The sequence below is a fragment of the Brachymonas sp. J145 genome (genome assembly GCF_036312245.1).
In the GTDB taxonomy this organism is placed as follows: domain Bacteria; phylum Pseudomonadota; class Gammaproteobacteria; order Burkholderiales; family Burkholderiaceae_C; genus Brachymonas; species Brachymonas wangyanguii.
In genome coordinates this window covers 112019-126742 of the sequence record NZ_JAZDCI010000004.1, presented here as the reverse complement: position 1 = coordinate 126742, position 14724 = coordinate 112019, and the positions used below count along the sequence as shown (strand labels likewise).

16 protein-coding genes are annotated in these 14724 nt (G+C 65.3%); 8 read left to right on the top strand and 8 right to left on the bottom strand.

Annotation, left to right across the window (positions count from 1 at the left end; all coding sequences use genetic code 11):
- Positions 1-50: 50 nt before the first annotated feature.
- The 8 genes from V1261_RS05825 to V1261_RS05790 all read left to right on the top strand — a co-directional run bounded on the left by V1261_RS05825 (position 51) and on the right by V1261_RS05790 (position 6984).
- On the top strand, positions 51-335 hold the full coding sequence (locus V1261_RS05825; RefSeq protein WP_329770680.1) for a DUF2249 domain-containing protein: 285 nt from the start codon (positions 51-53) through the stop codon (positions 333-335).
- An 18-nt stretch (positions 336-353) separates the two neighbouring features.
- The gene (ubiU, locus tag V1261_RS05820) at positions 354-1409 is read left to right on the top strand and encodes a ubiquinone anaerobic biosynthesis protein UbiU (protein ID WP_329770679.1); all 1056 of its coding nucleotides are present in this window, start codon (positions 354-356) and stop codon (positions 1407-1409) included.
- A 28-nt stretch (positions 1410-1437) separates the two neighbouring features.
- Positions 1438-2334, top strand: a complete 897-nt coding sequence (gene ubiV / locus V1261_RS05815) for a ubiquinone anaerobic biosynthesis protein UbiV (RefSeq protein WP_329770756.1) — start codon at positions 1438-1440, stop codon at positions 2332-2334.
- Positions 2335-2351: 17 nt separating this feature from the next.
- Positions 2352-2882, top strand: a complete 531-nt coding sequence (ubiT, locus tag V1261_RS05810; RefSeq protein ID WP_405198010.1) for a ubiquinone anaerobic biosynthesis accessory factor UbiT — start codon at positions 2352-2354, stop codon at positions 2880-2882.
- Positions 2883-2899: 17 nt separating this feature from the next.
- Positions 2900-3331, top strand: a complete 432-nt coding sequence (locus V1261_RS05805) for a putative zinc-binding protein (RefSeq protein ID WP_329770678.1) — start codon at positions 2900-2902, stop codon at positions 3329-3331.
- Complete coding sequence (locus tag V1261_RS05800) at positions 3328-3930, top strand: UbiX family flavin prenyltransferase (RefSeq protein WP_329770677.1); 603 nt, start codon at positions 3328-3330, stop codon at positions 3928-3930. The genes V1261_RS05805 and V1261_RS05800 overlap by 4 nt, the downstream gene beginning before the upstream one ends.
- 12 nt (positions 3931-3942) lie before the next feature.
- On the top strand, positions 3943-5415 hold the full coding sequence (locus V1261_RS05795; RefSeq protein ID WP_329770676.1) for a UbiD family decarboxylase: 1473 nt from the start codon (positions 3943-3945) through the stop codon (positions 5413-5415).
- A 195-nt stretch (positions 5416-5610) separates the two neighbouring features.
- Positions 5611-6984, top strand: coding sequence for an MFS transporter (locus V1261_RS05790; RefSeq protein WP_329770675.1), 1374 nt, complete (start codon positions 5611-5613; stop codon positions 6982-6984).
- Positions 6985-7563: 579 nt separating this feature from the next.
- Here V1261_RS05790 and paaE read toward each other — a convergent pair.
- The 8 genes from paaE to paaK are packed head-to-tail and all read right to left on the bottom strand — an operon-like array spanning position 7564 to position 14700.
- Entirely contained in the window at positions 7564-8661 is a 1098-nt protein-coding gene (gene paaE, locus V1261_RS05785; RefSeq protein WP_329770674.1) for a 1,2-phenylacetyl-CoA epoxidase subunit PaaE, read from the bottom strand.
- Between the two features lie 20 nt (positions 8662-8681).
- On the bottom strand, positions 8682-9212 hold the full coding sequence (gene paaD / locus V1261_RS05780; RefSeq protein ID WP_329770672.1) for a 1,2-phenylacetyl-CoA epoxidase subunit PaaD: 531 nt from the start codon (positions 9210-9212) through the stop codon (positions 8682-8684).
- Positions 9213-9216: 4 nt separating this feature from the next.
- Positions 9217-10002: a 1,2-phenylacetyl-CoA epoxidase subunit PaaC gene (paaC, locus tag V1261_RS05775; RefSeq protein WP_329770671.1), complete on the bottom strand. Its 786-nt coding sequence runs from the start codon at positions 10000-10002 to the stop codon at positions 9217-9219.
- Positions 10002-10295, bottom strand: a complete 294-nt coding sequence (paaB, locus tag V1261_RS05770) for a 1,2-phenylacetyl-CoA epoxidase subunit PaaB (protein ID WP_018715823.1) — start codon at positions 10293-10295, stop codon at positions 10002-10004. Before paaB ends, paaC begins: the two co-directional genes overlap by 1 nt.
- Positions 10292-11302, bottom strand: coding sequence for a 1,2-phenylacetyl-CoA epoxidase subunit PaaA (paaA, locus tag V1261_RS05765; RefSeq protein WP_329770670.1), 1011 nt, complete (start codon positions 11300-11302; stop codon positions 10292-10294). Before paaA ends, paaB begins: the two co-directional genes overlap by 4 nt.
- A 48-nt stretch (positions 11303-11350) precedes the next feature.
- Complete coding sequence (locus V1261_RS05760; protein WP_329770669.1) at positions 11351-12139, bottom strand: enoyl-CoA hydratase/isomerase family protein; 789 nt, start codon at positions 12137-12139, stop codon at positions 11351-11353.
- 14 nt (positions 12140-12153) lie between these two features.
- The gene (gene pcaF, locus V1261_RS05755; protein WP_329770668.1) at positions 12154-13359 is read right to left on the bottom strand and encodes a 3-oxoadipyl-CoA thiolase; all 1206 of its coding nucleotides are present in this window, start codon (positions 13357-13359) and stop codon (positions 12154-12156) included.
- A gap of 12 nt (positions 13360-13371) precedes the next feature.
- Complete coding sequence (gene paaK / locus V1261_RS05750; RefSeq protein ID WP_329770667.1) at positions 13372-14700, bottom strand: phenylacetate--CoA ligase PaaK; 1329 nt, start codon at positions 14698-14700, stop codon at positions 13372-13374.
- Positions 14701-14724 lie beyond the last annotated feature (24 nt).

Here is a 14724-nt window from a genome sequence, read left to right as displayed (position 1 = left end):
TTTATCGGATAAGAATCTCCCTTCCGCCTTCCCAACCTGGAGATTCCCCGATGGCCACCATTCCCCTGCAACCCGTCGGCATGCCGCACGACCATTCGCGTACCGATGCCATCTATGGCTTTGATGCGCGCGGCGTAGCCAAACGCTTCCGCCATGCCGCCATCTTTGGCGCGCTGGACTCCCTGCAGCCCGGCGAAACCATGCGCTTCGTGAACGACCACGACCCGATCCCGCTGCTGCACCAGATGATCGACCGCTACGGCGACCAGGGCATCCAGATCACCTACTTGCAGCGCGACATGGACGGCGTGGTGATCGACTTCCTGCGCAAGTGAGCCGGGGCCTGATCTGCCATGACCGCCCACGCCTCCGGACAGGCCGTCGACACGGCGCGGCCGCCGATGGAACTGGTCTGCCCCGCCGGCAGCCTGCCTGCACTGAAGCAGGCGGTTGACCACGGTGCCGACTGCGTCTACCTGGGTTTCAGGGACGCCACCAACGCCCGCAACTTTGCCGGGCTGAATTTTGACAACAAGGCCATCGCCAGCGGCATCGACTATGCCCATGCGCGTGGCCGCAAGGTGCTGCTGGCACTCAATACCTATGCCCGCAGCGAATCGGTCGATGTCTGGCGTGGCGCGGTCGATCGCGCCGCCGACATGGGCATCGACGCCATCATCATGGCCGATCCCGGCCTGATGCAGTACACCGCACGCCGCCATCCGCAGGTGCGCCTGCACCTGTCGGTGCAGGGCTCGGCCACGCATGCCGCCGCCATCAATTTCTACCACGAGCAATTCGGCATCTCGCGTGCCGTGCTGCCACGCGTGCTGTCGCTGACGCAGGTCGAGCAGCTGATCGACAAGACCCCGGTCGAGATCGAGGTGTTCGGTTTTGGCAGCCTGTGCGTGATGGTGGAAGGCCGCTGCCAGCTGTCGTCCTACGCCACCGGCGAAGCACCGAACATGCAGGGCGTCTGCTCGCCGGCCAAGGCGGTGCGCTGGCAGGAAACCCCCAAGGGGCTGGAAGCGCGCCTGAACGGCGTGCTGATCGACCGCTATGCCGAAGGCGAAAGCGCCGGCTATCCGACCCTGTGCAAGGGCCGCTTCGACGTCGGCGAGCTGCGCAGCGAGGACGGCTACTACGCGATCGAAGAGCCGACCAGCCTGAACACGCTGAGCATCCTGCCGCAGCTCTACCGCATGGGCGTGCGCGCCATCAAGATCGAAGGCCGCCAGCGCAGCCCGGCCTATGTCGGCCAGGTCACGCAAGTCCTGCGCGAGGCGCTCGACCACTGCCACGACAACCCGCACCTGTACACGCCGCGCTCGAACTGGATGACGGCACTGGCCGACGTCTCCGAAGGCCAGCAGCAGACGCTGGGCGCCTACCACCGCCCCTGGAAGTAAGCAAGCCATGACCGATTCCCCCTCCCGCATGCAACTGGCCCTGGGGCCGCTGCTCTACTACTGGCCGCGTGACACCGTATTCGACTTCTACCAGCAGATGGCCGAGGCCCCGGTGGACATCGTCTACCTGGGCGAAGCGGTCTGTTCTCGCCGCCACGAGCTGCGCCTGAGCGACTGGATCGACGTCGCCCGCATGCTGCGCGATGCCGGCAAGCAGGCGATTCTCTCGACCCAGGTGCTGGTCGAGTCCAGCGCCGATGCCGCCACCGCACGCCGCATCATCGACAACGGCGAATTCCTGGTCGAGGCGAATGACATGGGCGCGGTACAGATGGTGGCCGGCAAGCTGCCCTTTGTCGCCGGCCCGCACCTGAACCTGTACAACCAGCCAACGCTGCAGTGGATGGCCGATCTCGGCGCCACGCGCTGGCTGCCGCCGCTGGAGCTGAACCAGACCGATCTGCAGTCGCTGCAGCAACTGCGCCCGGCCGGCCTGCAGACCGAAATCTTTGCCCTCGGCCGCATGCCGCTGGCGTTTTCGGCACGCTGCTTTACCGCGCGCCACCGCAATCTGCCCAAGGACGATTGCCAGTTCAGCTGCATCGACTATCCCGACGGCCTGCTGCTGCAGACGCGTGATGGCGAAGCCTTCCTCACGCTCAACGGCATCCAGACGCAATCCGCCCATGTCTGCAACCTGGTGCAGGAGCTGCCGGCGCTGCAGGCCATGGGCGTGGACGTGCTGCGCCTGAGCCCGCAATCGCAGCACATGGCCACGCTGGTGCAGCTCTGGCGCGATGCCCTCGAGCAGCGCCTGACACCGGCCGAAGCCCACGCGCAGATGCTGCCGCTGCTGCCGGACCAGCCCTGCAACGGCTACTGGCATGGCCGCTCCGGCATGGAGCAGGTCAGCGTGCCGGCCTGATCGCCTCCCGGAGAGCCATGATGTCTTCTACCCACCTGATCCCCGATGATTTCACCCTGCCCGCACCGGTGTCGGGCGTGCTGCAGCGCCTGCCGCGCTGGCCCGGTGCCCTGCTGTTTGTCGGCGCGCTGAACCTGACGCTGGCACGCCAGCTGCCGGAAGACGTGGCCGAAGCCTTGCAGGGCCGCACGCTGCGGCTGGCCGTGCGCGATGCCGGCGTGCACTGCGACTTTTGCTGGCAGGGCACGCGCTTTGCGCCGCTGCACCGGGTGCAGGGCACACCGGACCTGATCATCCGTGCCCACGCCAGTGATTTCATCGCGCTGGCGCGCCGCTCGCAGGATCCTGATACGCTGTTCTTCAACCGGCGCCTGAGCATGGAAGGCGATACCGAACTCGGCCTGATGGTCAAGAACACCCTCGACGCCATGGAGCTGCCGGTGTTCGACCCGCGCCAGTTCCAGCTGTCCGATCTGCGCCGCCTGCCGCGCCCGCCACATCCGCGTGCGCTGTTGCAACGCCTGCGGGAGCGACTGCCGCCCCGCTGAGAGTCCAAGGAGGTCTCATGTCCAAGCCCCGTGACCAGCAAGCCCTGGTGTATTCCTGCTCCGGTTGTTCCAGCGCTGCCCAGCTGGCCAACCACGTCGCCCTGCAACTCGACCGCCGTGGCGTGGCCGAGATGTCCTGCATTGCCGGCGTAGGCGGTGATGTGCCTTCGCTGGTCAAGCTGGCCGCTTCGGGGCGTCCGATCATCGCGCTGGACGGCTGCCAGCTGCAGTGCGTGCACAACACGCTGGCACGCCACCAGATCACGCCGGACCGCCATTTCCAGCTGCAGGAACAGGGCGTGCGCAAGAAGCTGCACCAGGATTTCGATCCGGAACAGGCCGAAGAAGTGATCGGCCATGTCATCGCCGACATCACCGCCACGCCGCTGCCCGAACGCAACCAGTCTGCCGGCGTCCAGCCGAAGGCGAAAGACAGCGACGCCGCATGAACCCGCGGCGCATCGTGGTCGGCATCTCCGGCGCCAGCGGTGCCGTGCTGGCGGTGCGCCTGCTGCAGGCCCTGCAGACGCTGCCCGGGATCGAGACCCATGTCACCGTCAGCGATGCCGCCTGGCTCACGCTGCGCCACGAACTGGACCTGGGGCCAGCCGATATCGCCGCGCTGGCGCACCAGATCCACGACATCAACGCCGTTGGTGCCACCATTGCCAGCGGCTCGTTCCGCTGCAGTGCTATGGTGATCGCGCCCTGCTCGATGCGCACCCTGGGCGCGATCGCGCACGGTCTGGGCGACAACCTGCTGACGCGCGCCGCCGACGTCATGCTGAAGGAGCGCCGTCGCCTGGTGCTGGTGGCGCGCGAGGCGCCGCTGAACCTGGCGCACCTGCGCAACATGACCAGCGTGACCGAAATGGGTGCCATCATCTACCCGCCGGTGCCGGCGTTCTACCAGCATCCGCAGACCATGGAAGACATGGTGCGCCACTGCGTGGCCCGGCTGCTGGACCTGATCGACGTACCGCATGCGCTCGCGGCAGGCTGGAGCGGCCTGCCCGACGCCGACATGCCAGCCCCGACCCCGCATTGACCCGCCCCGACCATGTACCGCGACCTGCGTGATTTCATCCAGCAGCTGGAAAGTGCCGGCCAGCTGCGCCGCATCCACAAGCCGGTCTCGCCCTATCTGGAAATGACGGCTGTCTGCGACCACACCTTGCGCCAGGGCGGCCCGGCACTGCTATTCACCCAGCCCACCGGCCACCAGCACCCGGTGCTCGGCAACCTGTTCGGCACGCAGCAGCGCGTGATGCAGGCCATGGGCGTGCAGTCGCTGGCGCAGGTGCGCGAACTGGGCCACGTGCTGGCCGACATGAAGGAGCCATCCGCGCCGCAAGGCCTGCGCGAGATGCTCGGCATGAGCGGCCTGCTCAAGTCGCTCTGGCACATGGCACCGCGCACCGTGGCGCATCCGCCCTGCCAGCAGATCGTGCAACAGGGCGACGAGGTCGACCTGACGGCACTACCGATCCAGCACTGCTGGCCCGGCGATGTGGCGCCGCTGGTGACCTGGGGCCTGACCATCACGCGTGGCCCGCACAAACCGCGCCAGAACCTGGGCATCTACCGCCAGCAGCTGCTGTCGCGCCATCAGCTGATCATGCGCTGGCTGCCGCATCGCGGCGGCGCACTGGACTTCCGCGAGCATGCGCTGGCGCATCCGGGCCAGCCGTTCCCGGTAGCGGTGGCGCTCGGTGCCGATCCGGCCGCGCTGCTCGGTGCCGTGGTGCCGGTGCCTGATGCCCTGTCCGAATATCAGTTCGCCGGCCTGCTGCGCGGCAGCAAGACCGAAGTCGCCCGGGCGCTGGGCAGCACGCTGCAGGTGCCGGCGCATGCCGAAATCGTGCTCGAAGGCCATATCCAGCCCGACGCCAGCCACCCGAGCGGCTATGCACATGCACTGGAAGGTCCGTATGGCGACCACACCGGCTACTACAACGAGCAGGCCGAGTTCCCGGTGTTCACCGTGGACCGCATCACGCAGCGCCACGATGCGATCTACCACTCGACCTACACCGGCCGCCCGCCGGACGAGCCGGCCGTCCTCGGCCAGGTGCTCAACGAGCTGTTCGTGCCGCTGCTGCAGCGCCACCTGCCGGAAGTGACCGATTTCTACCTGCCGCCCGAAGGCTGCAGCTACCGCATGGCAGTGGTGCAGGTACGCAAGGCCTACCCCGGTCACGCGCGCCGCGTGATGATGGGCATCTGGGGGCATCTGCGCCAGTTCATGTACACCAAGTTCATCATCGTGGTAGACGAGGACGTGGACATCCGCAACTGGAACGACGTGGTCTGGGCCATGACCACGCGCTGCGACCCGGCGCGCGACACCATGCTGGTGGAAAACACCCCGATCGACTACCTCGACTTCGCCTCGCCCGTCAGCGGCCTGGGCAGCAAGATGGGGCTGGACGCCACCAACAAGTGGCCGGGTGAAACCACGCGCGAATGGGGCCGGCCCATCAGCATGCCGGCCGAGGTGCTGAACCGGGTAGAAGCGCTACTGGTGCCGTGACGCCAGCTGGCCGACACTGGTGCCAGTGCAGCCTCCCGCTCCCGGCCCCGGATTGACGGCTGCACGCAACATTCCGGCCGCCAACGTGACACATTTGATTATCGCTTTCCCTAGGTTTTGGTAACACGTTGTGGCTCCGCTGATATAGTTCGCGCTTATTGAGCGATTCTTGATCTAAATCAATCTGGAGACCCCATGAGTCAAACCACCACGGCCGGCAACCCGGTCATCGATATCGGGCACGCGCTCGACCAGGGACCGTTTACCGCCCTGCAGAAAGGCGTGATCTTCCTGTGCGCCATGGCCATCGTGCTGGATGGCTTTGACGGTCAGCTGATCGGCTTTGCCATTCCGATGATCATCAAGGAGTGGGGTATCACGCGTGCCGCCTTCGCCCCTGCCGTGGCCTCCGGCCTGATCGGCATGGCGGTGGGCATGGCCATGGCCGGCAGCATCGCCGACCGTATCGGCCGTCGTCTGGTACTGGCCTTCAGCGTGCTGCTGTTCGGCGCCGCTACCGTGGCGATCGGCTTTGCCCCGGATGTGCAGAGCATCATCATCCTGCGCTTCGTCGCCGGCCTGGGCATTGGCGGCGCGCTGCCGAGCTGCTCCACCATGACGGCCGAGTACGCCCCGGCGCGTTCACGCACCATGGCGGTGACCATCTCCATCGTCTGCTTCCCGCTGGGTGGCATGCTGGCCGGCCTGTTTGCCGGCTGGGTGCTGCCGACCTACGGCTGGCGCGCGCTGTTCTGGATTGGCGGCGCCATCCCGATGGCCTTCAGCCTAGTGCTGTTCGCCTTCCTGCCGGAATCGCCGCGTTTCCTGGCCCGTCAGCGACAGCGCTGGCAGGAGCTGGTCAAGCTGCTGAACCGCCTGGAGCGCCCGACCCCGGCCAACGCCGAGTTCACCGATTCCCTGGAAGCCGCTGCTTCCGCCAACGCCAAGCAGGCCGTCGGCTTCAAGGGCCTGTTCACCAGCGATTATGCGCGTGACACCATCGGCCTGTGGCTGGCCTTCTTCATGGTCGTGCTGTCGCTGTACAGCGCCTACAGCTGGCTGCCGACAATGCTGACCAGCGAAGGCCTGCCGGTCGCACTGGCCAGCCAGGGCCTGACCGCCTACAACGTCGGTGGCGTGGTCGGTTCGCTGCTGTGTGCCCTGATCGTGAACCGCTTCGGCTCGCGCATCCCGATGATCATCATGGCGCTGCTGGCAGGTATCGTGGCGGTGGCCATGATGGGTATCGATACCAAGCAGGACACGCAGATGCTGATCACCGGCTTCGGTATCCACGGCCTGTTCGTGAGTGCCTCCCAGGTGCTGCTGTACGCCCTGTGTGCCTATGTCTACCCGACGGCCATCCGCGCTACCGGTACCGCCATGGCGCTGGCCGTGGGCCGTGGCGGCGGCATCGTGAGTGCCTTTATCGGCGCCGCCGTGATCACCGCTGCCGGCGCCAATGGCTTCCTGACGCTGCTGGCTGTCGGCATGTTCGGCTCGGCCTTCGCGCTGATGCTGATCAAGCGCCACATCCCGCCGGTCAGTGGTCGCATCACCAAGGTCTGAATCCCTGGCATGACACCAGTTTCCAAACGACTGGGCATGTAAACGGATCATGATCCCGCCAGGCCTGTCTGCTTGCAGACAGGCCTTTTTCGTGGACGCTGGGCTGGGGGGATGCAGGCAGGAGCGCTTTGTGCGTCTCTGGCGCGCCCAGACGTCCGCTAACGCCGCACCAGGGCGTCGGCATACTGTCCCCACCATCCTGTGGATCAAGGCTGCAGGCAGCCTCCAGACAGCAGAGCAGCATAGATCCCTTGGCTCACGCCCTGTTGATCGGGCAAATCACGATCTGATCAGCAGCCCTGCAGCCTCCCATCATGCGTAGCCTTGACGTGCAGACTTGCTGGTCTTGCTGCCTTGCTGGCCCCGCCGTCGCACCCTGCCCGCCATACCGCAGTTCGCTGCCACACGCACGGCAACAACGCTCCCCCGCTCCACCACACGACCTGCCGCAGCAGCACACAGACACCACAGCCCACACACAAAGGGCTCCCCAGGCAGATGCCGGAGGAGCCCCAAAAAGAACGACCCGCCAACCGGCAAGGCCGGCGGGCGGGTCGATCAGGCTTGACTAGCGCTGGATCAGCGCTCGTCGAAGCTCAGGACCACGTTCGGGCTGGTGGCGCGCGCCTGGCAGCTCAGGACATAGCCCTGTGCCACTTCGTCGGCTTCCAGAGTGAAGTTCTTGTCCATCACGGTGTCGCCAGACACCACCTTGCAGCGGCAAGTGCAGCAGACACCGGCCTTGCAGGAGAACGGCAGATCCAGACCGGCATCCAGTGCGGCGTCCAGCAGGTGGTCGTCCGAGCTCACCGGGATCTCGTACTCCTTGCCGTCCAGCACCACGGTCATCATCTTGTCCTTGGCCGCAGCGATCTTGGCATCGGCCGCATCGGAGTCAGCCTGCACCTTGGCCGCCTGGGCCGGAGAGGTGGCGAAGCGCTCGCTGTAGACGCGGCTTTCGGGCACACCGGCAGCCACCAGGGCCGCAGCGGTAGCGTCGATCATCGCCTCGGGACCACAGATGAACACCTCGTCCATGCTCTTGGCCGGCAGCAGCGTGTCGATCAGGGCCTGCACCTTCTCGGCGTCGATGCGGCCTTGCAGCAGGTCCACTTCCTGCGCCTGCCGCGACAGGATGTGGATCATGGTGAAGCGGCCGGCGTAGCGGTCCTTCAGATCCTGCAGGGCTTCGTTGAACATCACGCTGGACATGCGGCGGTTGCCGTACACCAGGGTGAACTTGGACTCGGGCTGCTCTTCCAGCGTGGTCGCCGCGATCGACAGGATCGGGGTGATGCCGGAGCCGGCCGCAAAACCGACGCGGTGCAGGGCACGGGCCTTCTTGACCGTGAAACGGCCTTCCGGCGGCATCACCGACAGGGTCTGGCCGGGCTTGACGTTCTCGGCAGCCCAGTTGGAGAACAGGCCGTCGATCACCGGACGGATGCCGATCTCGATCTCGCCGTTGTTGGTGAAGCGGCTGCGCGAGCTGCTGATCGAGTAGTTGCGGCGCACATCCTGGCCATCGATGGTGGCGCGCACGGTCAGGAACTGACCGGGTTCGAACTGGAAGTCAGCGCGCTGGCTTTGCGGAATCTCGAAAGCGATGGCTACAGAGCCAGCCGCTTCCGGATTGACGCGCTTGACCTTCAGGTCATGAAAACGAGGAATGGACATGAAAGTCTCCCAATCTCTTTTTAATAGGGCTTGAAATAGTCGAAAGGCTCCTGGCAGTCCAGGCACTTGTAAAGGGCCTTGCAGGCAGTGGAGCCGAAGTGCGAGGATTCCGTCGTATTGCTGGAACCACACTTCGGGCAGGGCACCACCTCGGGCCTGCTGGCCTGGTGCACAAAGCGCAGCACGCTCTCCCCTGACAACGGCTGGCTGGCGCAACGGTTCTGCGGCGGCGCAATGCCGTAGGCCCGCAGTTTCTCGTGCGCTTCATCCGTCATCCAGTCGGTCGTCCAGGCCGGTGCCAGCTGGGTGACGACGCGGCCCTGCAGGCCGGCGGCCTGCAGCGTGGCGCTGACGTCATCCTCGATCTGGCCCATCGCCGGGCAGCCGCTGTAGGTAGGCGTGATCACCACTTCCAACCCCTCTTCCCCCATGCGGATATCGCGCAGGATGCCAAGCTCCCGCAGCGACACCACGGGGATTTCGGGGTCGGCCAACTGTTCCAGGGCGGCCCAGGCCGCCTGGACAGTGTCCTGATCGAACTGCGTACTCATGGCCTTACCAGCTGGCGCCCGGGTGGGCGCGTGCCAGACCCTGCATTTCGCTCAGCAGGAAGCCCAGATGTTCGGAGTGCACACCTTCCTTGCCCTGGGTGATGTAGCCACCCGGGAAGGCCGGACGCGTCAGCGTAGCCTGTGCCAGGGCGTCATTCACCAGCTCGTCCCACTGCGGGCGCAGCACGGCCATGTCGACACCGACGCCAGCTGCCAGGGCAGCCTGTTCCATCGCGGAGTTCTTCCAGAATTCCTCGGTGTAGGGCATCAGGTGGTCCAGGGCAGCCTGGGCGCGCTCGTGCGACTCTTCCGTGCCGTCACCCAGACGCACCAGCCAGTCACGCGAGTGACGCAGGTGGTAGCGCACTTCCTTCAGCGACTTGGCAGCGATGGCAGCCAGTTGCTCGTCGGAAGAAGACTGCAGGCGATCCCACACCAGCACCATCAGGGCGCTGTACAGGAAGTTGCGCACGATGGTGGTGCCGTAGTCCATGTTGGACTTGGCGTAACCGACCAGCGCGGAGTGGTGCGGCAGTTCCAGCAGCGTGTAGTTGCGGAAATCCGGCACGTCGCGGAAATAGGCCAGCTGGTCTTCCGTCGCGCCGTTGCCGATGCGCTCGGCGGCCTGCTGGTACAACAGGCGCGCCTGACCGATCAGGTCCAGGCTGACGTTGGCCAGGGCGATGTCTTCCTCGATCGCGGGGCCGTGGCCGCACCATTCGGCGTTGCGCTGGCCCAGCACCACGGCGTTGTCCGCCAGGTGCAACAGGTATTCAGTCGTTGCGCTCATTACATGTGCCCCACTTCTTCCGGGATCTCGTAGAAGGTCGGATGGCGGTAGATCTTGTCGGCGGCCGGATCGAACAGCTCGCCCTTGTCATCCGGGTTGCTGGCGGTAATCTTCTTGGATTCCACCACCCAGATGCTCACGCCTTCCTGGCGACGGGTGTACACATCACGTGCGGCTTCGAGGGCGTGCGCCGCGTCAGACGCGTGCAGGCTACCACAGTGCTTGTGCTCCAGACCCTGCTTGCTGCGGACGAATACTTCCCACAGGGGCCAATCCTTAAGTTCGATGCTCATGCTGCCTCCTTGATTTGACGTTGCTGTTGCTTGCGGGCGTGGGCGTTTGCGGCTTCGCGAACCCATGCACCATCGTTGTGCGCTTTCACGCGGGTGGACAAACGCTCCTTGTTGCAAGGACCATTGCCGTTAACGGTTTCCCAGAATTCGTTCCAGTCGATCTGGCCGTAGTCGTAATGACCACGCTCTTCGTTCCACTTCAGGTCCGGATCGGGCAGGGTCACGCCCAGCACCTTGGCCTGCGGCACGGTAGCGTCGATGAACTTCTGACGCAGATCGTCGTTGGAAACGCGCTTGATACCCCAGCGCATGCCCAGGGCACTGTTGGGGCTGTCGGCGTCCGGGGGGCCAAACATGGCCAGGCACTTCCACCACAGGCGGTTCACGGCGTCCTGCACCATGGCCTTCTGTGCTTCGGTACCCTGCATCATCACCAGCAGGCCTTCGTAGCCCTGGCGCTGGTGGAAGGACTCCTCTTTACACACGCGCACCATGGCACGGGCGTAAGGACCGTAGGAGCAGCGGCACAGCGGCACCTGGTTCATGATGGCAGCGCCATCCACCAGCCAGCCGATCACGCCAACGTCGGCCCAGTTCAGGGTCGGGTAGTTGAAGATGGAGCTGTACTTGGCCTTGCCGGAGTGCAGGTCGTCCAGCATCTTGTCGCGGCCGGTACCCAGGGTCTCGGCAGCGCTGTACAGGTACAGGCCGTGACCGCCCTCGTCCTGCACCTTGGCGATCAGGATCGCCTTGCGCTTCAGGCTCGGAGCGCGGCTGATCCAGTTGCCTTCGGGCAGCATGCCGACGATTTCGCTGTGGGCGTGCTGGCTGATCTGGCGCACCAGGGTCTTGCGGTAAGCCTCGGGCATCCAGTCTTGCGGCTCGATGCGGCCGTCAGCGTCGATGCGGGCATCGAACTTGGCCATCTGCTCGGCCGATTCGGTAGACAGAACCGGTTTTTGCTGCTTGCCCGGCTCGTCCGAAACACTAAAGGACTGTGTATACATAGTGAAGTCTCCTTACTACTTGGGGAAATTGGAGTCGGCTGGGCAGCCTCAGGCAAGCCAGGATGGCTTGCGCTTCTCCAGGAATGCCCCGATTCCCTCGCGGGCTTCGGGGGTCGCACGCTGGCGCGCAATGCGCCGGGCAGTCTCTTCTCCAGCGGCTTCGCCAATCGGCAGGCCGTGGATCGCTGCCACCAGGTCCTTGGCCGCCTGCTGGGCACCAGGGCCGCCGGTGAGCAGCGGTTCGACCACGGCCTTCACCGTGGCATCCAGATCATCACGGGCGCACACTTCGTGCACCAGGCCGATCAGCTGGGCGCGCTCCGCGCTGAAGCGCTCGGCACTCTGGAAGTAACGCAGCGACTGGCGCGGGCCGATGGCACGCAGCACATAGGGGCTGATCACCGCCGGGATGATGCCGAACTTCACTTCGGAGGTCGCGAAGCTCGCGTCATCGCTGGCCACCGCGATATCGCAGGCGGCGGCCAGGCCGGTGCCGCCACCCAGGGCTGCACCCTGGACGCGGGCTACGGTCGGCTTGGACATGGTGGCCATGCGGCGCAGCATGCCGGCAAAACGCAGGGCATCGGCGCGGTTCTCTTCCTCGGTGAAGGTGGAGGCACGCTTCATCCAGTTCAGGTCGGCGCCGGCAGAGAAATGCTTGCCCTTGCCGCCCAGCACCACCACGCGCACGCTGTCGTCCTGATCCAGCTCGGCAAACGCCTGATCCAGTTCGGCAATCAGCTGCTCGTCAAACGCGTTGAACACATCGGGGCGGTCCATCCACACGGTGGCGACCGCGCCGTCGCGCTCGATGCTCAGGGTCGTGTACTTGCTCATGCGGACACTCCGGCTCAGACGCTCTCGATGACCATGGCAATGCCCTGACCAACGCCAATGCACATGGTGCACAGCGCGTAGCGGCCGCCGCGACGCTTCAGCTCGTAGGCTGCGGTCGTCACCAGACGCGCACCGCTGGCACCCAGCGGGTGACCCATGGCGATGGCACCGCCATTCGGGTTCACGTGCTCGGCGTCATCGGCCAGGCCCAGATCGCGCACCACTGCCAGTGCCTGTGCGGCAAAGGCTTCGTTCAGCTCGATCACGTCCATCTGCGCCAGGGTCAGGCCGGTCTGGGCCAGCACCTTGCGCACGGCCGGAGCCGGGCCAAAGCCCATGATGCGCGGCGCCAGGCCAGCCGTGGCCATGCCGACGACGCGGGCGATCGGCTTCAGGCCGTACTTGCCAGCCGCCTGCTCGGAAGCCACCAGCAGCGCACAGGCGCCGTCGTTGACGCCAGAGGCGTTGCCTGCGGTCACGGTCAGGTCGGGACCGTTCACGCCCTTCAGCTTGGCCAGCTGCTCGATCGTGGTTTCCGGGCGCGGATGCTCGTCGGTCGTGAAGATGACCGGATCACCCTTCTTCTTGGGAATGGTAACGCTGATCAGCTCGTCGGCAAAGCGGCCGGCGGCGTTGGCTGCGGCCCAGCGCTGCTGCGAGCGCAGTGCCAGCGCATCCTGGTCGGCGCGGCTGATGCCGAAATCGGCCGCCACGTTGTCGGCCGTCTGCGGCATGGAGTGCGTCTCGTACAGCTGCTTCATCACCGGGTTGATGAAGCGCCAGCCGATCGTCGTGTCCTGCACGCTGTTGCTGCGGCTGAAGGCGGATTCGGCCTTGGGCATGACGAAAGGCGCGCGGCTCATGCTTTCCACGCCACCGGCGATCATCAGCTCGGCTTCGCCGGCCTTGATGGAACGCGCAGCCAGACCCACGGCGTCCATGCCGGAACCGCACAGGCGGTTCACGGTGGTACCGGGCACATCGACCGGCAGGCCGGCCAGCAGGCCGCTCATGCGGGCCACGTTGCGGTTGTCTTCGCCGGCCTGGTTGGCACAGCCATAGATGATGTCATCCACCAGATTCCATTCGACCTGGGGGTTGCGCTCCATCAGCGCCTTGATCGGCAGGGCACCCAGATCGTCGGCACGGACGCTGGACAGGGCACCGCCGTAACGGCCGATGGGCGTACGGATGGCATCACAGATAAAAGCCTGGTTCATGTCGGGAACTCCTTACAGTTGCTTCGGACGGTTGTCGAACACACGACGGGCCTTGCCGGTCATGGTGCGCGGCAGCGTGTCGAAATCGACCACGATCACCTTGGTGGAAATGCCGATGTTGGTCTTGATGTGGTGCGTCAGTTCCTTGGCGATGGCCGCCACTTCGTTCGGGCTCAGGTGGCCGGAGAACTCGCGCTGCAGTTCGCAGTGGACTTCCACGTTGTCCATGTGACCGGTACGGTTCAGGTGGATCTGGTAGACGCCAGCCAGACGCTTGTCGCGCAGGATCTGCTCTTCCACCTGGCTCGGGAACATGTTCACGCCACGCACGATCAGCATGTCGTCGGTACGCGCGCCGATCTTGCCGATGCGGCGGAAGGAGCGGGACGTCGGCGGCTGCAGGCTGGTCAGGTCACGCGTGCGGTAGCGGATCACCGGGAACGCTTCCTTGGTCAGGGAAGTGAACACCAGCTCGCCTTCGCTGCCGTCGGGCAGCACTTCGCCGGTTTCCGGATCGATGATTTCGGGGTAGAAGTGGTCTTCCCAGATCACCGGGCCGTCCTTGGTTTCCACGCACTCGCAGGCGACGCCCGGGCCCATGACTTCGGTCAGGCCATAGATGTCGATGGCGTCAATGCCCAGCTTGCGCTCGATTTCGCCACGCATGCCTTCGCCCCAAGGCTCGGCACCAAACACGCCGACGCGCAGGGAGATGTCCTTGGGATCGATGCCCAGGCGCTCGAATTCCTCGGCCACGACCAGCGAGTAGGACGGCGTCACCATGATGGCGTCCGGCTTGAAGTCCAGGATCTGCGCGACCTGCTTCTCGGTCTGGCCACCGGACATCGGCACCACAGTACAACCCAGGCGCTCGATGCCGTAGTGGGCACCCAGACCGCCGGTGAACATGCCGTAGCCGTAGGAGTTCTGCACCATGTCGCCCGGGCGCACGCCGGCGCCGTACAGGGAGCGGGCAATCAGGTCGGCCCAGTTGTCCAGGTCGTTGGCGGTATAGCCCACCACCACCGACTTGCCGGTGGTGCCGCTGGACGCGTGCACGCGTGCCACTTTCTCGCGCGGCACGGCCAGCAGGCCAAACGGGTAGTTGTCGCGCAGGTCGATCTTCGTCATGAAGGGGAATTTCGACAGATCGGACAGCGTCTTCAGGTCATCCGGGTGCACGCCCTTCTCTTCACACTTGGCGCGGTAGGGAGCCACGTTGTCGTAGGCGTGGCGCACCGACCACTTCAGGCGCTCGAGCTGCAGCGCAGAGATTTCATCACGGCTGGCCGATTCGATCGCGTGCAGGCCCTTGCCGTTGGTTGCGGGTTGATGTTTCATGGATGTCTCCAGATTGTCTGTTGT